Below are 24,524 nucleotides of genomic sequence, written 5' to 3'. Positions count from 1 at the left end.
CGCTACAGGTGGAACGTACTTTTTTCTAAGAAACGATTACTGCCGTTGCAGGGGTCGTTTCGCTTATTCAGGTATTGGTTTTAGAAGGCTAGCACTCTTGCCCGTTGGTTTTGATCAGCTCTTGGTACCAGTAGAAGCTGTCTTTCTTGTAGCGTGCCAGTGACCCTTCTTGGGTTTCATCTTGGTCGACATAGACAAAGCCATAGCGTTTTTGGTAGCCGTTCAACCAGCTTAGCAAATCAGTGAAGGACCAGGTGCAATAGCCAAGAACTTCCGCGCCGTCGCTGATCGCTTCTTTGATGGCATGGACATGCCCTGCTAAATAATCGATGCGGTATTGGTCATGGATTTGGTGATCGTCTGTTAGTTTATCGTATTCACCAAGTCCGTTTTCCGTAATGATCACAGGCACCCGATAACGGCTAGTGATTCGGCGTAAAGCGATCCGCAGCCCTTGAGGATCGATCTCCCAATCCCAATTCGTCCGTTCCACAAATGGATTTTCAGCTTTTTTGAACATTCCTGGTGTCCCGGTTTCTTCGGAGCTACCTTTTTTCCCAGTGGTGTTCATTTTACCCGCACCGACACCATCTAATGGATTGTAGGCATTCGTTGCTGTTTGGTAATAGTTGATCCCTAAGAAATCTGGTTTTGCTGAACGCAGCAAGTCCATATCTCCTGGTTCAATCGTTGGTGCGATCCCTTGCTCTTTCAAGTAATTCATTGCGGCAATCGGGTATTCGCCCCATAGATAGACGTCTAACCAATAATGCGCCATCAAGTCTTCGGCATTTTCAGCTGCCAAAATATTTTTCGGGTCGCTGTTGATTGGGTAGTTTGGTGAATAGGCGAAACTTGGTCCGATTTTCCCTGGGATTTTCATCTCATGGAACTTGTTGATCACCGACGCATTTGCCAAATTAGCGATATGATTGACTTCATACATCCGTTTAGGATCGGTCACTCCTGGTGGATGGGCAGCTAAAAGATAGCCTAAAGAAGTAAAGATATTTTGTTCATTCAAGCTGACCCAATAGTGAACTTTGCCGCGAAAGGCTTCAAACAATACCGCCGCATAGTTGGTGAAATCTTCAATGATTTTGCGAGATTCCCAGCCGCCGTATTCTTCTTGCAACGTACGTGGCAGATCCCAATGGTACAAGGTCACCATCGGTTCAATCCCTGCTTTAATCAGCTCATCGATCAATGCTAAATAAAAGTCTAACCCTGCTTGATTGACTTCTCCTCGTCCTTCTGGAAAAATCCGTGTCCATGCAATGGAAAAACGATAGGTTTTCAATCCTTGTTCTTTCATCAAGGCAACATCTTCTTTGAAGCGGTGGTAATGGTCGACCGCGACATCTCCGTTCGTTGCTTTAAAGGTTTTGCCTGGAATGCGGACAAAATCGTCCCAAACTGAAGCGCCTTTGCCATCTTCTTGCCATGCGCCCTCTACTTGATAGGCTGCTGATGCTGAACCCCATAAGAAATCGTTGGGGAATTCTTTTAGTTGTTTATGATCCAATTGTTTCCCTTCTTTCTGTTTGATGATACCCCTTTCTTAAGTATACCGATAATTGCCTGATTTGTCATAAGAAGATTTTGTACCTGTGCCAAGAAAGCCGATGGCACACAAAAAACATCCGTACAAGCAGTGGGTTACTCCTTGTACGGATGCGGACTAGTTATGGATCATGCGTCAAATTGTGCCTGATAGAGTGCGGCATAACGCCCCTCTTTGGCTACTAACTCTTCGTGGGTCCCTTGCTCTACGATATTGCCCTGTTCCACCACGAGGATCGTGTCGGCATGTCGAATCGTGGACAAGCGATGGGCGATCACAAAGGAGGTTTTGCCTTTCATCAATTTGGTCATCGCTGCTTGGATCAGCAGCTCCGTTTGCGTGTCGACATTTGATGTGGCTTCATCAAGAATCAGCAGATCGGCATCTAACAGCATTGCTCGCGCAATCGTCAATAGTTGTTTTTGCCCTTGTGAAATACCGGTCCCGTCTTCAGAAATCAAAGTATCATAGCCTTTTGGCAGGCTCATAATAAAGTCATGGATATGGGCGGCTTGTGCAGCAGCTTGGACTTCTGCCATCGTCGCATTCGCCTTGCCGTAGGCCAAATTTTCAAAAATCGTTCCCGTGAACAGCCACGTGTCTTGCAGCACCATTGCATAGCTTTGCCGTAGGCTGCGGCGTGTCGCTTGGCGGATATTTTTACCGTCTAACCGAATCGCTCCTTGGTCAGGGTCATAAAACCGCATCAAGAGGTTCACGATGGTGGTTTTCCCGGCTCCGGTCGGTCCGACGATCGCGACCAAGCTGCCAGCCGGTACTTCCAACGAAAGGTCTTTGATGATGGGCTGCTGTGCTTGATAGCCGAAGGTCACATGATCAAAGGCGACCTCACCAGACACCTCGCGGTATTCGTAGGCTCCAGGAACATCAGAAACTTCCGGTTCTTCATCCAGCAAACGGAAGATCCGTTCTGCCGCCGCCAATGCCGATTGCAAATCGCTGAAGATGTTGGCTAACTCATTGATTGGTCCTGAGAATTTTCTGGAGTAAAGAACAAAGGAAGAAACATTCCCTAATGTCAGATGACCGAACAAAAACAGCAAGGCGCCAAACATACTGATCAAGGACAATGACAGATTGTTGATAAAGTTGATGGAAGGACCAGTCATACTGCCGTAGTACTCGGCATTGTAATAGGCATCCACCGCTTCTTGGTTTTTTTCGTCAAAACGGCTGATGATCGCTTCTTCTTGGTTATACAGCTTGATCGTTTGCTGACCAGAAATAATCTCTTCCACAAAGCCGTTCAGTTCGCCTAATTTGCGAGAACGACGGCGAAACAATGGTTGAAATTTGCTCATCAAAAAGCGGGTCAAAAAGATCGAAGCGGGAACCGTTACGACAAAAATCAGCACCAGCAGCGGCGAAATCAAAACCATCATCACAAACGAACCAATGATCGTCACAAGACTGCTGAGGACTTGAATGGCATCGCTGGCCAATGACGTATTGATGGTATCGACATCATAACTGATGCGGCTGATGATATCCCCAGTGGCGACTCGGTCAAAATACCCCACCGGCAGTTCGGTGATTTTATCAAAAATCGCCTTACGCATCGCTGCCACCACCCGCTGACTCAAGCGGATCATCATGAGCGAAATCAGATAACTAAGAAGGGAAGACGCAAGATAAAACAGCAGCATCAGCCCACAATAAAAGAAGACTCGGTCAAAAATGACCTTGCCGGGACCCGGTTGAATGGCATCAATGGCGTACCCGGAAAGCAACGGTCCCACCAAGGCGAAGATGTTGCTGACCATCATTAAAATAGCGGCTGCCAACAGGAGTCCTTTGTACTCGTAGAGATAGCTCCACAAACGGCGGAGTGTTTTCTTGCTATCCTGCGGTTTTTCCGTTTTTTTCTTCGGCATCATAGGCACCTCCTGTCTGACCTTGATAAATGGCTTGGTAGATCGCATTATCTGCTAGTAATTCTTGGTGACTGCCAAAGCCGTTCATTTGCCCGTTTTCCAGTACCAAAATTTTGTCGGCATGTTGGATCGAGCTGATCCGCTGCGCGATCAAGACCGTCGTCGTCTGTTGAAACTGCTGTTTCAGGACCTTGCGCAACTGAGCGTCGGTCCGATAATCCAGCGCACTGGCAGAATCATCCAAAATCAAAATTTCCGGCTCCCCCGCCAATGCCCGCGATAACAAGACCCGCTGCTTTTGACCGCCGCTTAAATTGCTGCCTTTGGCATGCAGTGGATGAGCTAAGCGCTTGGGCAGTTGATTGATAAACTCCTTGGCTTGGGCGCGAGCCGCCGCTTCTTCGATCTGCTCTTTGGAAAACCGCCGGCCAAAGGCGATATTTTCTTCAATCGTTTCCGCAAAAAGCACGTCTTTTTGTAAGACGACACCGAATAACTGATGCAACTCCGTCGGATCGATGGAGCGAATGTCGCGACCAGCGATGCGAATCATACCCTTCGTTGGGTCATAGAGCCGCAGCAGTAATTTGACGATCGTTGATTTTCCGCTACCAGTCGCACCGATGATCCCTAAGGTTTCTCCCGGCTGCAAGGAGAAATCGATGTCTTTCAGCACCCGGGTACCGTTAGGATAAGTGAAGGAAACTTTTTCAAAAACGATATGCGCCGACTCTTCTTTGACAGGCGCCTCAATGACTTGCATATTTTGCGGCAGGCGCAAGACGGATTGGATCCGATCGGCAGAAGCGAGCCCCTTCGACACGATTACAAAGATACGAGTGATACTGAGCATGGCATTCAAAATGATCGTAAAATAGGTCAAAAAGGCAATGATGACCCCTGGTTGGGTCAACCCTTGATTGACGCGAAAGGCACTGACGACGATCACTAGCGTCAGTCCGATATTCAAAAATAGGTCCATCAGGGGTGGTGTCGCAGCCATGGTTCGATTAGCAGTGGTTTCCGCAGCTACTACGTCTTGATTGACGTGGTCAAAGCGCTTTTTCTCGTAATCTGCTTTAGACAAGGCCTTGATCACCCGAGCCCCAGTTACATTTTCTCGGACAGTCCGCACCAACACATCCACTTGCTTTTGCAATGAGGCAAACAAGGGGATCCCCCGTTTTGAGATGGTGACTGCTGCCACTAAAGTGAAGGGCAAGACGCCTACTAAGACCAGTGTCAAAACGGGATCTAATGTAGCAGTGATCATGATTCCCCCTAATAACAGAATCGGGGCACGAATCCCCATCCGTTGGATCATCCCTATCGTTTGATGGATGTTGTAAGTGTCTGTCGTCAAGCGAGACACCAAGGAAGGGATCCCGACTTCTTCGACTTGCGGAATCGACAGATAGGAAACTTTTTCAAATAAGTCATGGCGTATACTACCAGTGGTATCGCGAGCAACACTGGAGGCCATCCGATTGGCGATGATATTGGTGACAACTGCGATGATGGAGCAGACCACCATCGCCCCGCCCCAAGCAAAAATCGCTGATACTTGCTTCGTGGGAATCACAGAATCGATGATATACGCCAAAATCCAAGGCAATAGCAAGTCCATCAATGACCCGAAGAATTTGATGCTGACGCCAAGGGAAATGCGGCCGATATAGGGTTTTAAATATTGAGTCAAAAGATTCATTCCATCGCCTCAACTTTCGCTAAAAGCCGTTGGGAATTTTCTTTGACGATTTCCAGATCAGCGATCAACTGCTGCTGTTGGGCAGCAGAAAAACCTGCTACGACTTGTTCATTCCAGCTTTGAAGCAGCTGTTGGATCTTTGGTTGGACAACAAGTGCTTTTTCGGTTGGATAAACCAGTAATTGTCGTTTGTCGGTGGGACTGCTGGTTCTAGTGACAAATCCTCGTTCTTCTAAGATCGCTAGTTGACGGGCAACATTGCTTTTATTAACAAAAATCTTCTTGGCTAAGGCTTCTTGACTGATCCCCGGTTGACGGCAAATGTTTAAGATATAGGTATGATGCATCCCACCTAAACCAAATTTTTTCAGTTCTTTTTCCCGATAAAGGGTGGCGAGACGGGCAATATGATTGATTGAGCGGATAATGGCTTCCATGAGCACTCCTGCCTTTCTTGGTTCTTCAAAGTGTCTTATCTATTATAAGGAATAATCGTTGCGCACGCAACGATTATTGTTTCTCTCGGAAAAAATAGGTACACTGTTGCTGATCAACAAAAAAAGAACTTCAGCCCTCTCGCTGAAGTTCTTTTCTGATTCATTTTATTCAGATTCTTTCAATAAAGCTTGTACGACCTTACGACGACGATACAGCTGTCTTGTTTTCCAGCTGATAAAGCCGATGAGTAAAGCGATCCAAGAAATGATCGTCAGCCATAAAGCTCCGTCGAAAAACCAAGGTGCGTCATAGTCAACGACTAAGACATTCTCCCCTGCTTGCTGTTGGACAGAAACGGCACCAATGGCACTCAAAGAGACATCTTTCTCAGTTAGTGGCTGCTGATTGAGGGTCAATTCAGTATAGCGGTAATTGATGATCGGTAACGCCTTCCACGCCTCTTGATCACCTTGCCAACGTAAAGTAAGTTTCCCGTTTTCTACGGTTTTTGCCACGGTATCATTTTTTTCAATGATTTCTTCCCCGTACAAATTGTACTTGTTCTTCTTGGTCTCTTGATAGAGGGGCAGATAATCTGGGGTAGAACGTTGATACAGCGCTAATGCTAAGGACTTGTCTTTACTAAAATAGGCTTCCTTCAATTGCGCTTCAGATTCCGCCGAGAGATAGGTGTGGTTTCGCAGTGAAACTGCCGCTTCATCGGAGTGCCAGTCCTGCATTTTGACCGTGTTTTGGATCAGGATTTGACCAACACTCAAAACTAAAACGAGGACGAACCAACGCGGATTTGCCAATGGCTTGCCCCGATAATAAGGAACCAGCAGGCACAAACCGACTAAGATCAAAATCGTGGCAGGAACAAAGAACCGAAAAGGGAATTGTAGTAAATTGATCACACCATTGTCCAGACTGCCTAGCCATTGCCAAGGAATAGCGTTCGATGATAAAACGAAAAAGACCGCTGCAGCTACTGTCATTAATTTGAAGCCGCCGGATAGACGAGGCCATACACGAATCGCACCGCAAAAGAACAAGGCACATAAGATTGGCAGCAGGTACGGAGTCGTCCACCAATAGCTGCTGGTTCCAGTAATGGTATTGTTCTGCATGTTGCGATTCACAAAAGGCGCGATCAACGTGTTACTCGTATAGAGATCCAACATCCCTAACCAAATATTGGCGGTCAGCAGCAAGAAAATCCCGATCGCTCCTGCTAAGCGCAGCACCAATTGTCGTTTTTCTTCGCCGGAAGTTCCAACAAAAAAGGCGCGTAAGAAAAAGGGCACATATAAGAGCACTAACAAGATGCTTGAAAACACATGGATTTGAAATAAGACCGCCACGGAAACCCCTACCGCAAAAGGCCGCAACCGTTTATGTTCCCCTAGTGCGATCAGTGGAATCAGACACAGCGGTAACACGGCTGCTCCCCAAGCAGAAAAGCCCTGCCGCTCAATCCAATACTGGACAGAATAGGTCGCCATAAACAGGATGCTCATCCCCACTGACAGCCAGCCATTGACTCGTAGTTTCTTTAATAAGCCAAACATCGAAAACCCTGCTAGCAGATAGAGCAGCCCATTGGCGAGCAGTTGGTAGGAAAACCACGAAGGACTCAGCAAGACCAGCAGACCTTGGAAATAGGCAAAAAAGGGCCCGTATAATGCATTGACGATACGAGCAGATTGCTGAAACCCGTAGATAGAAAGAAAATATTGAAAATTGCCCTCTTTGATCTGCTGGCTGGTCTCATAAAAACGATTGAAGTGAAAGACCACATCAGAGCCCAAAATCATGCCTTGGCCTAAGATCTGCGGTAATAAAAAAACACCACTCATTGCAATCAGAATCACCACTTGCCAGAAAAGCGGCTTTTGTACTATTTTTTGTTTCAAAAAAAAACCTCCTTGCACCTTTTCGGTACGCTCATAAAAAGAGTACCAGATAGGGACGAGGAGGGGAAAAAGAAAGCTTAGTGAAAAGGGATACATGGTAAAAATTTAACCAATTACTAAACTTTTCTAGGTTTTAGGTGGTCGTTTCTTTGCTTTTTCTCAAATTTATTGGGTGATCGTTTGCCAGCTTTCCAGTAGTTCGCTTAAAAGTGGGACGACCGTTTCTGCAGGGGCTGCCTCTTTTTGGACATTGGCACTGACCAGCTGATCGTACATATAGCCATAAAGCTGATCGAGATCTTCAGCAATAGCGCCGCCTTGCTCACGGTCTAAAGAGACCCGTAATTCCAATAAAATATTCTGCGCCTTGACAAATTGCTGATGGGCTTGGCTCAACTCTTCTTTTTCCAATGCGATCACTGCTAATTTGATGTTTTTGATGGCTGCTTGCAACAGCATTTCAATCAGTTTGTTGGGGGAGGCACTCATTACTTGGTTCTGCAGATAGTTGTTTTGCATTTTTTGATAATTCATCTTTTTTTCCTCACTATAAATCAAATTCGACGAAGGCGGCACTGTCTTCTTGCTGCAAATACGTTTTGACAAGATTGTTTTTGCGGTTCAAACGCCCCAATTCTTGTTTGATCTCTTGCTGCTGGGCTTTGACCTGCTCTAGGAACGCTTGATACGCTTGGATCACTTGTTGCGCCAATGCACTGGTTTGTGGACTATGGCTCTGTTCTTCTGCTTGCATGGCTGCTATGACCGCTGCATTGGCTGCCATCAAACGACCGGCTTCTTCGCTGTCGCCGCGCCATTTTGCAAACCCAGTTAAAATCTGATTCAAACGTTCATCTAATGATACGTGTGGCTCCATAGGTTGTTTCCTTTCTTGTTGACGAGGGTTTCTTATGCGAATGAAAAAATGACTGCTTTAATCGGCTATCCTGCCTAGTTTGACGTATTGGCAAACTGATTGCTTAGGTAGCTCAGCTGATTTTCAGCCTCCATCATCACGGAGTCTAATTTGGTAAACATTGTGATGTAACGCTCTTTTTTCATTGCTAAAATATCATCAAACCGTGTAATCTGTTTGTTCAAATCCTTGATGGTACTGTCATAGGTCGCAGATTTGGTGGCAATGATCCCTTTATTGGCTGAAGTATTGACGACATAGCTGTTGGCTAATTCTTTTAGCGCTAATGTATAGCCGGTCTCTTTCGTACTCGCAGTGCCATCGGCTTCTTTGGTTTTCGTACTTGCATAAAAGAAGGACTTCACAGCAGCGGGATCTTCCGCTAAGGCTTCTTTTAACTTTGTCGTATCCAGTCCCAATGTACCATCATTATCAACGGTGGAGATACCTAGCTTATTGGCGGTCAGCTTTGAGCCGCTGACGGCTGGAATGGTGATCAAATTTCGCAATTGGGTCTGTAGACGAGTCAACGCACTGTCTCCCACCAAGGTCCCCGTCTTGTTGTTTTCACTACTAGGATCTCCCACGGTCAAATTGTCGCCGATAAAACTCATCAAGCTATTGTATTGATCCACTAATCCTTGCACTGCATCAACGACTTTCGAGGTATCATTGGCTAAAGAAAGCGTCACATGCTCCTCGCTTTTTTTCGCTAACGTCAGCGTGACACCATCGATAACATCCGTCACACTATTGCTGTCGCGGGTGATCTCCATGCCGTCTAGTTCAAAAATAGCCGGTTGGCCTTGCGTCGTAGCCGCAGTTGAACCGATCCCTAATCCTTCGGCGGCATTGCCGTCGATCAAGAAGTTTTTGTCGCCCATTTTGGTATTCGTTAAAATCAAACGGTTATCCACGATGCTCGCTGCAACGAAGGTCGTCTTGCTTTGGCCATTGATCTTAGCTGCCACATCTTTTAAGCTGTCTTCGGCAGTGATCTCGATCGAAGCGGTGATCGGTTTGCCATCTTCATCGACTTCCGAACTGGTCAATGAGAGCTGACCACTGACATTTAGGGCCGTTTTGCTGCTTTGAGCTACTTGACTCCCCGTCACCTTCGTGGCTGTTGCTAGTTGGTTGACTTTTAGATCATAGGTGCCTTCTGGGGCTTCCGTTGTTCCTGCAATTGAAGCGATACTACTATTGGTGGTCGTCGCTTTTTTTGTTTGATAAGCATCATCTTTTTGTAACGCATCGACTTTTGACAAAAAGTTAGTCAAGCGAGTGCTGATATCACTCCATGCCGTTTTTTGTGCTTTAAGCGACGTGATTTTATTCTCAGCACGGGTCTTATTGATCGCATCTGCCGCCAATAATTTTTCAATATCTTCTGAAGTCACGCCAGAATAACTCCCTAGCGTTGTACTGATTCCTGAACTGCTGGTTACACTTGCCATAGTTTCATCCCTTTCGATCGACCGCAATGCCCATGTCATCCCATATTTTTCCAATCACATCTAGCATGTTGGCTGGTGGGATCTCTTTGATCACTTCGTTGGTCTGCATATCCACTAAACGCACCATCGTACGCCCTGTGCGCTCATGTACTTCATAAGCCAATTTCATATCTTTGCCAAGTAGTCGCTGATTCACTTCCTCCACGGAGGCTGCGATCTTGTGCTGATCGGCTACTGAAAAATAGTGGATCGGCGGTTCAGTGACCACTGTCCGTTCCTTTTTCTCCGCCATTTTCCCCTCTTGGTGTTGCGGCTGAAGGTTGGCGGTCTCTGGATCTAGGGATTCGATCGGACGTGCTTTAGCGACCGACGCAACGGCTTCGATCGGGTGTATTCCTGACATTGGCTGAATATCCATCAGAGCTTCCTCATTTCTAAGCGTTTTTGTGCTGCTATGTAAAACACAAGAACTGCGCTTCCCCTAGGCAGTCCTTGTGTCAGTGGTTCACTTGATCAAAAATTATCCTTGTAACAAGCTCAATACGCTGTTAGGCATTGAGTTTGCTTGTGCCAACATTGAAGTTGCTGCTTGAGAAAGGATGTTGCTCTTCGTAAAGCTCATCATTTCTTGGGCCATATCAACGTCACGGATACGTGAGTTTGCTTCAGATAGGTTTTCTTGTGTTGTACCTAAGTTGTTGATTGTGTGTTCTAGACGGTTTTGCGCCGCACCAAGATCCGCACGTTGTGCAGAAACTGCTTTGATCGCTTCATCGATTTTCGTGATTGGGTTGTTTTCAACGCTGACAGTTGCCGCTGCTGCTTTGCCTTCATCAGAAGCGGTAAATGTTGCTAAAGCATCATCGTATGTTTTTTGAGCTGTTGCTTTTGCTGTATCATCCGCAGCTGTATCGATGGCTGTTTGTAATTCAGCAACTGTTTTACCAGCTGCCGCATCAACTGTGCCGTCCGCTGCATATTTTGTTGTAGCATCTGCTTTGAAAGCAGTCGCTACTGCTTTATCTTTTGCTGCAGCAACAGCTTTGGCATCGCTTGTGTCAATGGCTTGTGTTAAATCTAAGCCTTTTACTTTCAATGCAGATGAGCTCATGTTGTTGATTGAAACGCTCATTGTTTGGTTTGCGTTGGCACCGATTTGGAAAGTGAATGATTTCGCATCATCGCCTTCACCAGTTAACAAGCTTTTTGTATTGAATTCAGTGGTATTGCTGATACGGTCGATTTCATCAGACAATGCGGTGTATTCTTTGTTGATCGCACTGCGGTCGTCATCACTTAACGTACCATTTGAACTTTGAACCGCAAGATCACGCATACGGCCTAAGATGCTGTGGGTTTCATTTAATGCACCTTCTGCTGTTTGGATCAATGAAATACCATCTTGTGCGTTGCTTTTTGCTTGTGACAAACCGCCGATTTGGCCTTTCATTTTTTCAGAAATTGCTAAGCCAGCTGCGTCGTCCCCAGCTTTGTTGATGCGTAAGCCTGAAGATAATTTAGACAAAGAATTGCTTTTAGAAGCATTTGCTGCCGTTAGGCGTGAGTAAGTATTCAATGCTGAAACGTTTGTATTGATTCTCATGTGTAGTTCCTCCTAATTTTTATTCGCTAAGGTTTCCCTCTGCTACTATTTATCGGAAGAAACCGTTCAGGGTTAAGCCTTTTTTCTAAAAAAAATAAAAAACTTTTGCTCTCAGCAAAGAACAAAAGTTTTTGGGTTAATTTAAATAATCTAGAATGGACATCTGCATGATCTTTGTTCCCATCGCTAGTGTTGAACGGTAGGCAGTCATTTGATTTTGATATTCCATATACTTTTCCGCAATATCGACGTCTTGTTTGTTGGACAGTGTTTCGGTCAAGTTCAGCTTTTCCGTCTCATTTCGATCAGCTGCCGCCTCCAAGCGATTGTAGAGGGTGCCGATCTGCGCCCGTACATTCACCACATTAGTGGCATGCTGGTCATGAGCGGTTAAAAGCTCGCCCCCTAAGGCATCTTTATCATCACTGCGCAATGCAGACAACAAATCATTGAAATAGGTGCTTAAATTTTGGGGATCCGCAGCGGTGCCCGTCTCGTTCATCAGACGATCACCGCTGGCTAACAGATCCACTGAGACCCCATTTGCGATTTCTCGCGGCAAGTCTTCGCTGGTGCCATTGTATTTGATACCGACGATGGCGTCATTTTCTTTGACGATCTCAAAAGGCGCCGTCGTCGTATTCGTTCCGCTAAATAGATAGCGGCCATCAAAGTTGGTGTTTAATGATTCAACGATGCCTTCGATCTCTTGCTCGATCTCTGAACGATTTGCCCCTAATTCCTCACTGCCAGCTGTCGCATTGGCAGAAGATTGAACCAACGAGCGAATCCGCAGCATCGAGGTACTGACGCTTTCTAAAGCAGAATCTTGGGCTTTTGTCCAAGAAATACTGTCTTTGATCGTATTATTGTAGGTTTTGTTTTGATTTAACGACACATTGAGATCCATGATTTTTGAAACCAGCAGTGGATTATCCGAGGACTTGCTGACTTCTTTCAAGCTCGATAGCTGATTCAACGTGGATTGGACTTTGGAGGCGTTGGTTCCTAGATTTCGTAAAAAATCATTGTAGGTGATTGAATTGGAAATACGCATGTTCTACACTCCTGTTCGATTGATCAATGTGTCTAACATTTCAGAAACGACCGATAATATGCGGGCATTGGCCTGAAATCCTTGTTGGAAACGAATCACATCTGACATTTCTTCATTTAATGAAACACCGGACACCGATTGATTTTTGTATTCTAGTTGATTCAGCAGCGACAATTGGGCACTGACCGTATTGTCGGCTTGCTGTTTTGAGATCCCGTTTTTGGTGACGATGCTGTTAAAATAACTGCTGACACTCATGCCGGATGCTGCATTAGCAAACGTCAATGTCTCAGAATCAAAAGAAGCGATCGTCTTTTCTGACAACGGGAAATCCAATTTGGCACTGCTGAGTTTGGCCATTGCAGCAGCTCTTGAACCATCTCCTGCTGCATTGCTCGTTCCGCCGGTCACCAGACTTGGGTTATCTAACAGTGCTTGGCTGACCCGAATCGTCGTCGCTGTGCCGGTATCATCTTGGCCGATCTCAAATAGTCCGCTTGTACGAGAAGCGCCGCCGGTAAAGACCATGTTCATGGCTTGCGCGATCGTCGTCGTAAAGTTGTTCAATTCCGTCAAGCGACTGCCGATTTCACTAGATGATGCTTGCAGGCCACCGATCGCCCCTTCTTTGATCGGCAATTCTGTATAGGCGGTGTCGCCATTGTCGGTGGTTTTCGTCAACAAGACGGTTCCAGCTGGATAAGACCCCGTGATGGTTTCGGCAGGATTCAAGGCGTTGCCGTCTTTGGAAACTAAGGCGCCTGTGTCGCTTTGTCCCACCACCACACTAAGGGTATTGCGTTCCTCCGCACTTAAAATCGTCTGTCCGCTCATAGATACAAACCCACGGCCATATTGATCGGTCTTGGTTTCGATCCCTGCTAGACCCGAGAGATCTTTCAACAGACTGTCTCGACGATCTAAGAGATCATTGGGTGTTTCACCACTTGTCGTCAACCCATAGATTTGTTCATTCAAGGATTGCAGCTGCTTGACCTTCTCATTGAAGTCCAGCGCGGATTTTTCGATGGTATCCAGCGTGTCGCTTTGCAGCTGCGTCATTTGTTTGCCCATTTGGTTGATGGTATCGGCAAACGTACTGCTGTTTTCCAGCACAAGGGTCTTAGACGTATCCAGTTCAGGATTGTTGGCTAATGCGGTCCAAGAATCAAACATCGTTGCCAGCTGTTTGGACAGTCCGTTGTCGGAAGGCTCATTCATTAAACTTTCCAGCTGTCCTAATATGTCTGCTTTTTGTTCATAATATGTATAGGTAGAATTGGCATTGCGTACTTGTCCAATGACAAAATCATCGACGATCCGTTCGACACTGCCGACTTTCACACCCATACCGATGCTGCCGACACCCGCTAGATGGTAAGACGCTTCGGCTTGCAAGTTGACTCGTTGTCTTGAGTAGCCGTCTGTATTGGTATTTGCAATGTTGTGGCTGCTGGTTTGCAACGCTGCTTGATTGGCGGTCATGCCCCGGGTTGCGGTGCCTAATGAACCGAATAGTCCTGTCATAGTAGTACTCCTTACATTTTTTGATCGATGATCGCTGTTGAGACTGCTTGTTTTTCTTGGTATTTCGAATACGTATTTGCCGGTGTCTTGATATTTTCTTTGACTGCATCCATCAAAACGGTTTGGAAACTAATGGCTTGTTCCGTCAGCAGGAGATTCTCGGCTTGCTGCACTTGGATCTGGCGGATGAGTTCTTTGATCGCCACTGAAAGAGTTCCTTCATACGTGGAAAAAACGGGTACGAAGGCGGTTTTTTTCTCGACGAGTTCTGGTAATTTTTCTGCTTGATTTTTGATCAAGCAGGTCTTTTCTTTTTGCAGCAACCGCAAGAACTGCTGTAGCTGACGCTCAAATTCCCGTTCTGTCATCTAGTCGACCTGCTTTTCATCTTGCTGCAGCATTTTATCGGCGATCGTTTCGGCAGATATTTGGTAGGTGCCTTCTTTGATCGCTCGTTTCAATTCTGCCACTCGTTCACTGCGACTGGCTGTTTGATTGGCACTCTTTTGAATGGCTTGAGCTGTTTCGGACAATTGAACATCGACGGTTTTTTCTGTCTGAGCAGCAGTTGGCTTTTCTTGTTTGACCGCTTCACGTTTGATAGCCTTGTCGCTGTATTCTGCGTAACCTCTTTCGATTTTCATAGGTTCTCCTCCGTTCTCATTCTTCTACCCTCTACTATCGGTCAAATCACAAAAAAGTTAAACCCATATGTTTAACTTTTTGCGATTTCTTCAAATTAATGCAAATTGTGGATGCGTTGTTTTTGCGAAAGAATGTTGGTGATCCGTACGCCGAAGTTTTCATTGATGACCACGACTTCCCCAGTGGCGATCAGTTTGCCGTTCAACAAAATCTCTAGCGGTTCATCCGTCAGTTTTTCCAGTTCGATGACGGACCCTGTATTGAAAGATAAAATGTCCTTAATGGTTTTTTTGCTGCGGCCTAACACGACACTTAGATCCAGTGGCACATCAAGAATCAAGTCCAAATTATCCCCATCGCTCACCCCGCTAGAGGCCAATGTTTGAAACGCCGGTTTGCTGACTTCAACGGGTTTTGATGTAGCCGCCGGTTCAGGGGTAGGCGCAGCAACGGGTGCCGTTGGCTGCGGTGTTGGTGTTTCTCGAGTAACGACAGTCGCTTCATCGGACAGCATCGCACTGGCGATATCGTTAACCACCGGATCCGTAAAGATCTGCATGATTTTGCTTTCGATCAGACCTTCGACGCGCAAAGAAAATGAGATACAATAAATCTCTTCCTCTGCCTCGATCCCGCTATACTCAATGTTTTCTGGTGTCTCCCATAGTTTGACGATCGGCGGTAAGATATCCACTTTACGGCTGATCATCGTCGCCATCGAAGTCGAGGCAGTCCCAATCATTTGGTTCATGGCTTCTGCCACAGCACTTAGCTCTAATTCCGTGAATTGGGTGTTGCTGGTTTCACCGGTTCCCCCCATCATCAAATCAGCGATCACGATGGCATCTTTGACTTCTAACAGCATCAAATTACTGCCTAAAAGGCCTTCTTTAAATTCAACTGTCGTTGCTACTTTTGGTGCAACGAGGTCGTTTAAGATCTCACCAAATTTGATTTTAGACACCCGGGGAGTCGTGATGCTGACCCGACGATCAAGAATGGAAGACAACGTCGTCGCCGCTTGCGACATGGAGATATTGCCAACTTCGCCGATAATGTCGACTTTGACTTGCTCTTCTAATCCTTGCGGCTGGGCTGGGGCACTTTGATTCAACAATGCATCGATTTCTGCTTGGGATAAACGTTCACTCATAGTTCTTGCTCCTCTTCTAACTTGTCTAATAATTCAATGGCTAAACGGTCCTCTTGCTTCCCAGGTTTTGCTCGGAAGTAAGGTTTTCCATCGATGAAGGTCTCTAATGGTTCAGTAATTTTTTTGTCTAGTTTGATGACATCGCCTTCTTCTAAGTGGAGAAACTCAGAAAGACTCATTTGAGCATGGCCCAGCAGAACTTCTAGATTCAATCCGACCCCATTCAAACTTTTTTGCAACTCGCGGCTATCGTCTTGGTTGACGGGCTGATTGCTATCAAACCAATTGCGGAAACTTAATTTATCAATGATCCCTTCAAAGAAGACATAGGGGATACATAGATTGATAAAATGTTTCACTTCAAAAATTTTGATAGTAAAGGTCACTAATACGACGGGTTCGTTGGGCGACATGTTTTGCATCAATTGCGGATTCGTATCGATTCCATCCAAAACCGAATCCAAGGCAACGATGTCCTTCCAAACATTTTGGTAGACCCGTACAAATTGTGCTACTACTTCTTCCAAGATCGCTGTTTCAATATCAGTAAAACTTTTTTTCTCGCTAAAATCCATTTCGATCGGCTTGTTTTGATAAACATCCAAGCCGCCGCACAACAACTCCACCAACATCATACACAGTTGCGGGTTCATCTCGATCATCTGGATCCCGCTCAAAGGCTGAGAATGAAAGAGCCCCAACAAAGTAAATTTTGGTATCGAATGGATAAATTCGTCATAACTGACTTGTTCGATAGCTGCCAACTGCAAAGAAACATTGGTCCGCAGTTGGGTAGAAAGCATGCTGCTGCTCATCTTCGAGAAATCCTCGAAGATCATGTGCAGGGTATTGACGTATTCTTTCGACAGCTTTGTTGGTCGGCGAAAATCGTAGGCTTTCACTTTGGCTTGTTTGTCTTCTATCTCAATAATTTCTTGATCGATCTCTCCGCTGCTCATCGCATTCAACAATAAATCAATCTCTTGCTGCGTCAATACCTGATCCACACTAATCCCCCATTTTTTTAAAAAATCATGTGATCGATTTGAATCACACTGGCTACTTTTTCACCGATCGTCACGACCCCAACGGCATGTTCTGTCTCTTGATTGCCCAGTTGGATATCGTCTTCAGTGATATCAAGTACTTCAATTACTTCTTCTACGAGGACCCCTTTGGTCTCCTCTTGCTTCTTCATGATCAATATGTTTTTTTCGTAGGCTGGTTCCATGATGGGAATCAATTTTGCCAAACGAATCACCGTTACGACAGACCCCCGCAGATTGATCAACCCTTCCACCCACTCTGGTGCTAAGGGCACCTTCGTAAAGGAAGGGGCATCAATGACCTCGTCCACCGAGTCCGCCGAGATCAAATAGTACTGCTGAGCCATTTTGAAAAGAATCATCTGCATGTCGCTATCCTCCTAGGCATTAGGCAAAGGCTTTGTCGATGGCAGTGATTACGCGGTCCGTGTCAAAGGGCTTCACGATAAAGTCCACCGCACCGGCGCGAATCGCATCCATCACCATTCCTTGTTGTCCCATGGCACTGCACATTACGACTTTGGCCTGCGCATCAAACGTGCGGATCATTTTTAATGCCTCTAAGCCGTCCACTTCTGGCATCGTGATATCCATAGTCACTAAGTCTGGTGTCGTTGCTTGGTATTTTTCAAAAGCCTCTTGGCCATTTTGGGCTTCCCCCACGACTTCATAGCCGTTTTTTTCTAAAATATCCTTTAATTTCATGCGCATAAATACCGCATCATCCACAATCAATACTTTTTTTGACATTGTATTTGCCCCTTTCAAATTCCTAATGAATCAAATATGTTTTCTAGTACACCGATTTCTGGAATCAAAAATAACGATGCCTCTAATGTTTCTTTGGCGTAGACGAACTCATTACGGATCACCATCACCTGCTCATCATACTGGGCCATCGCCAAATAGATGGAGCTGATCGCTGCGCCAAAGAAATCATAGCTGGCGCTTGGTAAAGACGCACTCAGCTGAGTTTCCAATAGTTGGCCGATCGCGATCAAAAAAGAATTGGTAAGAATGTTAGTCAACTCGTTGATGACCGATTGCTTCAATTCTTCAGACGGATCGCTTTCTTGGATCATCAACTGACGCAATTTTGCGGCGGATTCATCCGTTAAGACAAACAAGAAGATCCCTCGAAACGCCCCTTCGATCTGGCTCATTACCACATGAACTTCTTTGTCTTCCGCCATGATCTGCTGATACAGGTCCTCATAAGCTAGAATCTCGACTTCCGGTACCCGCATATCGATCGGTTGTTGGACGAGCTTTGATAAACTCGTCGCAGCGTGACCACCGCCGATATTGATCAGTTCTTTTAGGCCATCGATCTGCAGCGCTGTATAACTCATAAGCGGTCATCCTTTTTTTCCTGACAGATGGCATGAATGTCTAAGATCAGTGCAATCGAGCCGTTACCCATAATCGTTGCTCCTTGATAGCGATTCAGCTTTTGCAGCAGCGGATCGATTTTCTTGATGACGATTTCTTGCTGGCCGATCAGTTCATCTGCCAAAATGCCGTGAAATTGCTGGTCATTGTTGACGATGATGGCGAATTTTTTCTCAGATGGATCGCTTTCGATCGCTAAGAGTTGATCGGTCCGAACCAAGGGAATCAACTCCTCTTGAAAACGATAGACCTCATCCGATACCGTCTGGATGATCTCTTCTTCTTTGACCATCACCACGCGTTCGACGAGATTTAATGGGATCGCAAAGGTTTCTGCTCCGACACGAACCATCAACGCTTGAATGATCGACAGGGTCAATGGCAATTTGATCACAAACTGCGTGCCTTTATTCGGCTGACTCTTCATTTCGATCGTGCCCCCTAATTGGGTGATCTTCGATTGCACAGCATCCATCCCGACACCGCGCCCAGAAATATTGGTCACTTCTTGCGCCGTTGAAAAACCAGGATGGAAAATCAGCTGCTGCAACGCTTCATCGGAAAGGCCTTCCGTTGCTAAGCCTTTCTTTTCAGCACTTGCTTTGATTACTTGCGGATCAAGGCCTTTGCCATCATCCTCTAAAGTAATGATCACGCGATTGCCTTCTTGGTAGGCCGCCAAACGAATCGTACCCTTGCGCGGTTTGCCCAATTTTTCTCGAACATCGGGTGCTTCGATGCCGTGATCGACAGAATTACGCAATAGATGGACCAGAGGTTCACTCAACTCAGAAACCACTGTTTTATCCAATTCCGTTTCTTCCCCAAAAATGACAAGTTCTATTTCTTTTTGCAGTTCATTGGATAAGTCCCGAACCATTCGCGGAAAGCGACTAAAGACGACATTGACTTGCTGCATGCGGATCCGCAAGACCAAATCTTGCAGCTCAGAGGTCAATCGTGAAACTTGCTCTAAGGGGTCTTTGACTGCTTCGATGTTTTCCCGCTCACTGACATCCTCTAATTGATTGCGATAGACCACCAATTCGGACACGAGATCCAAGAATGAATCTAAGCGATTCAAGTCGACTCGGATCGATTGATTTTGGGCGGACGCATGATGCGCGGGCGCCGACGATTTTTCTTTCGTTTCTGTTGTCGCTTGCTGAAGGGCAGGAGTCTCTGACTCTTGGGTCGGCGCTGGTTGAAGTAACTCTTCTGCCTCCTCCAACACAGCGGCTGATGGATCAAAAGGTGCCACCACGAAGGCTTCGATCTCACTATTGCTGGCGATGTTTTGCTCGACATCAGCCAGTGTTTGCTGCGTCAAATACAGCAGTGAAAAATCTGATTCAAAGGTGCCTTCTTCGAGTGTTTGGGCATCTGGTTCTGTATAGAGAACATCCCCTGCTTGGCCCAGCTTTTCCATGATCAAGAAGGCACGAGCGCCTTTTAACATGGATTGGGCATCTAAGCGAACAGCAATTTGGACCGCTTGATAGCCATCTCCAGCCGCTTGCTCGATCACATACAGATCAGAAGGGTCGATCTGTTGAAGCTGTGGGGTTAATGCGCCCACTGCGGTGGGTTTTTGACTTGCTTCTGTCTCGGTTGGTAGGCCGCCAGAATGTTCTGTTTGGTCAAGTTCGGCCAATAAATCGGCAATTTGAGCTGGCTGCAGGTCACGTTCTTCCCGCAGATCCTCCACAAGTTCTGACAGACGATCTAGACATTTGAAAATCAATGAGATCGATTGCTGGGTCACTTGCAAGGTCCCTGTTTTAAATAACTCAAAAATATTTTCCATTTTATGGGTCAGCTGCGTCATGACGTCATAGCCCATCGTTGCCGCCATCCCTTTAAGGGTATGGGCAGAACGGAAAATATCATTCAGCAAGGCGCTATCTTTTGGATCGTTTTCCAATTGCAAGACATGATCATTCAACTGCGCTAAATGATCGTCTGTTTCTTCAAAGAAAAGGGTACGATAGACACTATTGTCATCCAAATGGGTCCCTCCTTTACAAAATTATACTTTTTGATAGATAAACGAATCGATTTTCTTGAGACCGAATTGTTCCGCAAAATTGATCGTTTCTGTCGCTCCCGTAAACAAAATGCCCCCTGGCACCAATGCATCGCTGAATTTCTGATAGACGGCATCCCGAGCATCACTTTTGAAATAAATCGTCACATTGCGGCAAACGATCACATCAAAAGGCCCATTGTACGGGTCTTTCAAAAGATCGTGTTGCTTAAAATGAACCCGCCGTTTGATTTCTGGTTTGATTTGAAACTGGTTCTTTTCTTTTGCATCAAAAAAACGGGTACGTTCTGCCGCTGAGACATTCCGCAATTCGTGGTCTCGATAGAGTCCTTGCTTGGCTTTTGCCAAAATTTGCGTATCGATATCAGTGGCCAAGACATTGGCTGCGGCAATTTGGTTTTTTTCTAGCAGCATGGCGATCGTATAGGGTTCTGCCCCAATCGAACATGCGGCACTCCAAATTTTTGGCAGCGTGGTTTTCGGGAGAACAATGGTTTTCAAGACGCGTTCAAAGGCGTCAAACAGTTCTTTGTTGCGATAAAATTCCGTTACGTTAATGGTGATATGGGCTAAAAAAGCCGCCCGCACCCCGTCATCTCCTTCGATCAATTGCTGGTATTCCCTCAACGTTTTTGCCCCGCTGTTTTCCATGATCGTAAGGATGCGGCGCTGCATTTGATTTTCTTTGTATGCGGCTAAGGGAATCCCTAATCGGCGATCCACCCACGCATTAAATAAGGCAAATTCTTCTTCCATCTTCTTCACCTGACCATCTGTGCAATTTTTGCTTCAATGCCCTGCAACGGCAGGACTTCATCCACGACTCCTTGTTCAATGGCATACCGCGGCATCCCAAAGACTGTACACGTTTCTTTGTCTTGAACGATCGTATAGCCCCCAGCCGCTTGAATCTGTCGTAAGCCAGCGGTGCCGTCTTTTCCCATCCCCGTCAAAACCACCGCCGCTAGTTGCGGGCCATAGTAGTCAGCTGCTGAGGAAAAAAGATAATCGACGGTTGGCCGCGTCCCATGTCGTTTTTCTCGCTGGTCCAGTTGCAAGTGCCCTTGTTTGACCGTCATGTGGTAATCCCCTGGACAAAGATACACTTGATTTTCGATCCGCATGCCATCGACTGCTTCTTGTACTCGGACGGTTGTCTCTGTGTCTAAGCGCTTTGCAAAGGAAGCCGTAAATCCCGCAGGCATATGCTGAACAATCAAAATGGGACAACGCAAACGCGCAGGCAAACGGCGGATTATCCCCAGCAAGGCACGCGGTCCGCCTGTTGAAGCACCAATGACTAGCGCATCAAGTGATACCGGCAAGCTGTTTTGCGTCAGCTTAGTGGGCTGGGCAATCGCTGGCATCAGGGTTTGAACCGTGCCGGCTTCATGATCCATCGCCAAAATTTTTTGATGAAATTCAGCGATCCATTCTTTTTCAATCATCGATAGACTGACCGGTTTTTCGACAAAATCTCGGGCGCCTAGCGCCAATGCCTCAATCGTGGTTTCTTGATTGGTTAATGAACTAAGCATGATGACGGGAATGGCTGATTGCTGTTTCATCCTCCGCAAGGTCTCTAATCCGTTCATCACAGGCATCTCCACATCCATTACTACCAAATCGATCGCTTCTTTGGTCAGATAGTCCAATGCTTGTTTGCCATTGCGGGCAGCGACGGTCACTTCGATATCAGGCAGCTGATTCAATAAATCTGTCACTACTTTCCGCATGAATGCCGAATCATCGACGATCATTACTTTTTTCATATCCCTGTACTCCTTTTACAAATAAACGATTTCTTGTTTGACTTGCCGAACCATGGTCTTGAAATCCTGAAGATCCACGATCATCGTTCGACCAGCACTGCCGCCAACATGTTTGGCCACGATCGGAATGTTTAGCCGAGCCAAGACTTCCTCGACGGCTTCAATATTGCGCTGACCAATATTGCTGGCAGCGTTAAGCGTCTGGAACTGAAACATATTGGCGCCGCCAACGATTTTCGCTTGAAAGCGAGGCCGACGGATCTTTTGTTCCAGCTCAGTCACCATCGCCGGCAATGCCAAATCCGCAAACTTCTCGGGCTTGATTTCCCGCTTGTGCAAAAAAGGCTGACTATCTGGCAGCATAATATGACTCAAGCCGCCGATATGACTGGCTTCATCGTAAATGATCGTGCCGATGCAAGAACCTAAACCCACCGTGATCAAACGCGTTGGCGCTTGGGCGATCTTATACTCCGAGATCCCCACATGCAGTTCCTCATTCACGGTCATCATTGTCATCGTCATTGGCGGCTGCCAATTCCTCTGTCTGATAGGCGTCTAACTCCGCCGTCATCTCAGCGGCTTGTTCATAGCTGAAGAGAAATGGCAGTTCCAATGCCAGCACAAGTTCATCGTCTTTTTCCAAAAAGGCTTCGATATAGTTTTGCTTGAGTCCTGACGTATTTAATTCCGCATTGCTGGGACTTTCAACTAGCGGTAAAATGCCGACGATCTCTTCCACGTAAAGGCCGATCGCTTGCTCTTGCCAGTGACACAACAAGACCACATTTTGCCCAGTTTCCGGCGTAAATTCATCAAACAGCTTTTTGCGGATGTCAATGATCGGAACCATTGCCTCTTCAAAAGGCTGGATCCCCAACACGAAATCCGCCACTTCCGGCAGCTGTGTAAAAGAAGCAGCCTCAATGACCCGTACCACATAGTCGATACGCAAGGCAAAGAGTTGTTGATGACTTTTAAATACAACGTATTGTTCCATTGGCGTCACTGCTCCTTTTTAGAATTTGAAACTATCCACTTGGAATTTAAGGATAGTGGCGATCGTTTCGATCTCTTGCACATTCCGCTCAAAGTCTTCGATGACTAAGTAGAAGTCCTCTAAGTTTGCCGTTACTTCTTGGGTGCCGGCAGAGGTTTCCGAAACAGCAGCCGAAATGTTGCTGACGGAAACTTGAACCATGTCTTTTTTCTCAACGATCCCGGTAATATGGGCTTCCACGGCTTGAATACTTGAAACCAATTTTTCGACAATATCAGAGATCTCATTGGCTGACTCGATCGCTTTGTTGATATTGTTGGTTTGTTTTTCGCCGCTTTCAAAGGAATCCGTCACTGCAGAGACCACTTTTTCCGATTTTTTGCGGATCGTTTCAATGATCGAACGAATGCTTTTCGTTGATTGACTGCTTTGTTCCGCCAAGCTGCGGACTTCCTCCGCAACGATGGCAAACCCTCGGCCCGCTTCTCCAGCTCGAGCTGCTTCGATGGATGCATTCAATGCCAGTAAGTTGGTCTGATCAGAAATGTCATTGATCAGCTGAACGATCTTACCGATGCTTTGGACATCTTCGTTCATGTCGTTCATGCTTTCCACTAATTCCGCTTGGTTTTGCCGTTCGATCTCCCAGCTTTCAAATACATGGAACATCATTTCTGAATTGTGGACATTGCTGCTTTGGGATTGACCCACATAGCCGTTCATCAATTCGATCTCTTTGTGGATCTCTTCGATACTTAAGGCTAGCTCGTCCATATCAAAGGAGGTTTGTTCCGCTTCGGAGGCTTGTGAACTAGTGGCATCTGCGATGGCATTCATCGTCTGACGCACATTTTCAATTGAATTTTTGGCATTTTTTGAGGTTGTCGTTAGGCCGCCTACCATTTTTTCCATTCGGCTGCTTTCTTCGTGCATGCCAACGATCACCGCTTTGAAGGTGTTTAAAACCCCTTGAAAACGATTTTGAACTTGCCCAAAAAGGGAATTTTGGTCGCTGCTGCCGATCTCATCGATATGCGACAGATCACCAGAACCAACTGCTTCTAGTTCTGTCAACAACGTATCCATGCCCGAGTGGGTCTCTTTTTTTACCAAATAGGTCATTCCTACTATCACTGCGATTTCTAGCAGCAATACGATCACTGAAAAAATAAAGAAACTTTTTGCTGCTTGTCCGTCTCCGTGGGTGCGGATCACGAAGAAATAGCATCCTAATAATACGATCAGGGTAAACCCTAGCGGAATCAACGCCGCCAAGCGGATTTTTTTGATGATAGCTTGTACCTTCTTCTTCATAACAGTATCCTTTCCTATGCAAAATGATCAGTCGTGCTGTTTATCAAGATTCGCTCTTCACTTGATAATCGTTG

25 protein-coding genes are annotated in these 24,524 nt (G+C 46.1%); all 25 read right to left on the bottom strand.

The annotated features are described in order from the left end of the window. Positions 1 to 88: 88 nt before the first annotated feature. The 25 genes from IGI88_RS07540 to IGI88_RS07420 all read right to left on the bottom strand — a co-directional run bounded on the left by IGI88_RS07540 (position 89) and on the right by IGI88_RS07420 (position 24,450). Positions 89 to 1,525 (bottom strand): glycoside hydrolase family 1 protein, encoded by a 1,437-nt coding sequence (locus IGI88_RS07540; protein WP_008376556.1) that lies wholly within the window; start codon positions 1,523 to 1,525, stop codon positions 89 to 91. A gap of 167 nt (positions 1,526 to 1,692) precedes the next feature. Next, complete coding sequence (locus IGI88_RS07535) at positions 1,693 to 3,459, bottom strand: ABC transporter ATP-binding protein (protein WP_194199373.1); 1,767 nt, start codon at positions 3,457 to 3,459, stop codon at positions 1,693 to 1,695. Next, entirely contained in the window at positions 3,425 to 5,167 is a 1,743-nt protein-coding gene (locus IGI88_RS07530) for an ABC transporter ATP-binding protein (RefSeq protein ID WP_194199374.1), read from the bottom strand. The genes IGI88_RS07535 and IGI88_RS07530 overlap by 35 nt, the downstream gene beginning before the upstream one ends. Beyond that, positions 5,164 to 5,604 (bottom strand): MarR family winged helix-turn-helix transcriptional regulator, encoded by a 441-nt coding sequence (locus tag IGI88_RS07525; protein ID WP_016611594.1) that lies wholly within the window; start codon positions 5,602 to 5,604, stop codon positions 5,164 to 5,166. The genes IGI88_RS07530 and IGI88_RS07525 overlap by 4 nt, the downstream gene beginning before the upstream one ends. A gap of 165 nt (positions 5,605 to 5,769) precedes the next feature. Beyond that, positions 5,770 to 7,521, bottom strand: a complete 1,752-nt coding sequence (locus IGI88_RS07520; RefSeq protein ID WP_194199375.1) for a hypothetical protein — start codon at positions 7,519 to 7,521, stop codon at positions 5,770 to 5,772. Between the two features lie 165 nt (positions 7,522 to 7,686). After that, positions 7,687 to 8,055: a flagellar export chaperone FliS gene (gene fliS, locus IGI88_RS07515; RefSeq protein ID WP_008376567.1), complete on the bottom strand. Its 369-nt coding sequence runs from the start codon at positions 8,053 to 8,055 to the stop codon at positions 7,687 to 7,689. A 13-nt stretch (positions 8,056 to 8,068) separates the two neighbouring features. Then, a complete protein-coding gene (locus IGI88_RS07510) occupies positions 8,069 to 8,398 on the bottom strand; it encodes a hypothetical protein (protein WP_086316749.1) in 330 nt (109 codons plus the stop codon). Between the two features lie 74 nt (positions 8,399 to 8,472). Next, on the bottom strand, positions 8,473 to 9,894 hold the full coding sequence (gene fliD, locus IGI88_RS07505) for a flagellar filament capping protein FliD (RefSeq protein ID WP_016611598.1): 1,422 nt from the start codon (positions 9,892 to 9,894) through the stop codon (positions 8,473 to 8,475). Positions 9,895 to 9,898: 4 nt separating this feature from the next. Then, the gene (locus tag IGI88_RS07500; protein ID WP_016611599.1) at positions 9,899 to 10,312 is read right to left on the bottom strand and encodes a flagellar protein FlaG; all 414 of its coding nucleotides are present in this window, start codon (positions 10,310 to 10,312) and stop codon (positions 9,899 to 9,901) included. 102 nt (positions 10,313 to 10,414) lie between these two features. After that, positions 10,415 to 11,497 (bottom strand): flagellin, encoded by a 1,083-nt coding sequence (locus IGI88_RS07495; RefSeq protein ID WP_005226642.1) that lies wholly within the window; start codon positions 11,495 to 11,497, stop codon positions 10,415 to 10,417. 136 nt (positions 11,498 to 11,633) lie between these two features. After that, positions 11,634 to 12,554, bottom strand: a complete 921-nt coding sequence (flgL, locus tag IGI88_RS07490) for a flagellar hook-associated protein FlgL (protein WP_005226641.1) — start codon at positions 12,552 to 12,554, stop codon at positions 11,634 to 11,636. Positions 12,555 to 12,557: 3 nt separating this feature from the next. Beyond that, positions 12,558 to 14,081: a flagellar hook-associated protein FlgK gene (gene flgK, locus IGI88_RS07485; RefSeq protein WP_016619540.1), complete on the bottom strand. Its 1,524-nt coding sequence runs from the start codon at positions 14,079 to 14,081 to the stop codon at positions 12,558 to 12,560. Between the two features lie 11 nt (positions 14,082 to 14,092). Continuing rightward, a complete protein-coding gene (locus IGI88_RS07480) occupies positions 14,093 to 14,449 on the bottom strand; it encodes a hypothetical protein (protein ID WP_016609029.1) in 357 nt (118 codons plus the stop codon). Next, a complete protein-coding gene (gene flgM, locus IGI88_RS07475; RefSeq protein ID WP_016619539.1) occupies positions 14,450 to 14,725 on the bottom strand; it encodes a flagellar biosynthesis anti-sigma factor FlgM in 276 nt (91 codons plus the stop codon). A gap of 95 nt (positions 14,726 to 14,820) precedes the next feature. Further along, complete coding sequence (fliY, locus tag IGI88_RS07470) at positions 14,821 to 15,879, bottom strand: flagellar motor switch phosphatase FliY (RefSeq protein WP_016619538.1); 1,059 nt, start codon at positions 15,877 to 15,879, stop codon at positions 14,821 to 14,823. Then, positions 15,876 to 16,886 (bottom strand): flagellar motor switch protein FliM, encoded by a 1,011-nt coding sequence (fliM, locus tag IGI88_RS07465; RefSeq protein ID WP_005232756.1) that lies wholly within the window; start codon positions 16,884 to 16,886, stop codon positions 15,876 to 15,878. Before fliM ends, fliY begins: the two co-directional genes overlap by 4 nt. 17 nt (positions 16,887 to 16,903) lie before the next feature. After that, complete coding sequence (locus IGI88_RS07460; protein WP_005232757.1) at positions 16,904 to 17,293, bottom strand: chemotaxis protein CheW; 390 nt, start codon at positions 17,291 to 17,293, stop codon at positions 16,904 to 16,906. A gap of 19 nt (positions 17,294 to 17,312) precedes the next feature. Beyond that, positions 17,313 to 17,675 carry a response regulator gene (locus tag IGI88_RS07455; RefSeq protein ID WP_003129084.1) on the bottom strand — a complete coding sequence of 121 codons (363 nt, stop codon included), beginning with the start codon at positions 17,673 to 17,675 and terminating at the stop codon, positions 17,313 to 17,315. 14 nt (positions 17,676 to 17,689) lie between these two features. Next, positions 17,690 to 18,277, bottom strand: a complete 588-nt coding sequence (locus IGI88_RS07450; protein ID WP_005226634.1) for a chemotaxis protein CheC — start codon at positions 18,275 to 18,277, stop codon at positions 17,690 to 17,692. Continuing rightward, positions 18,274 to 20,325, bottom strand: coding sequence for a chemotaxis protein CheW (locus IGI88_RS07445; RefSeq protein WP_429960319.1), 2,052 nt, complete (start codon positions 20,323 to 20,325; stop codon positions 18,274 to 18,276). Before IGI88_RS07445 ends, IGI88_RS07450 begins: the two co-directional genes overlap by 4 nt. A 21-nt stretch (positions 20,326 to 20,346) precedes the next feature. After that, a complete protein-coding gene (locus IGI88_RS07440) occupies positions 20,347 to 21,120 on the bottom strand; it encodes a CheR family methyltransferase (RefSeq protein WP_005226631.1) in 774 nt (257 codons plus the stop codon). Between the two features lie 5 nt (positions 21,121 to 21,125). Then, entirely contained in the window at positions 21,126 to 22,136 is a 1,011-nt protein-coding gene (cheB, locus tag IGI88_RS07435) for a chemotaxis-specific protein-glutamate methyltransferase CheB (protein ID WP_008376604.1), read from the bottom strand. A 15-nt stretch (positions 22,137 to 22,151) separates the two neighbouring features. Next, positions 22,152 to 22,661 (bottom strand): chemotaxis protein CheD, encoded by a 510-nt coding sequence (locus tag IGI88_RS07430; RefSeq protein ID WP_008376607.1) that lies wholly within the window; start codon positions 22,659 to 22,661, stop codon positions 22,152 to 22,154. Then, positions 22,633 to 23,136: a chemotaxis protein CheW gene (locus IGI88_RS07425; protein ID WP_005232772.1), complete on the bottom strand. Its 504-nt coding sequence runs from the start codon at positions 23,134 to 23,136 to the stop codon at positions 22,633 to 22,635. The genes IGI88_RS07430 and IGI88_RS07425 overlap by 29 nt, the downstream gene beginning before the upstream one ends. Positions 23,137 to 23,154: 18 nt before the next feature. Then, entirely contained in the window at positions 23,155 to 24,450 is a 1,296-nt protein-coding gene (locus tag IGI88_RS07420; RefSeq protein ID WP_194199377.1) for a methyl-accepting chemotaxis protein, read from the bottom strand. Between the last annotated feature and the right edge of the window lie 74 nt (positions 24,451 to 24,524).

Source organism: Enterococcus sp. AZ179, from assembly GCF_050498885.1.
Taxonomy (GTDB): domain Bacteria; phylum Bacillota; class Bacilli; order Lactobacillales; family Enterococcaceae; genus Enterococcus_D; species Enterococcus_D entomosocium.
The sequence above is the reverse complement of the archived record's forward strand: the minus strand, read 5'-3'. Positions and strand labels throughout refer to the sequence as shown.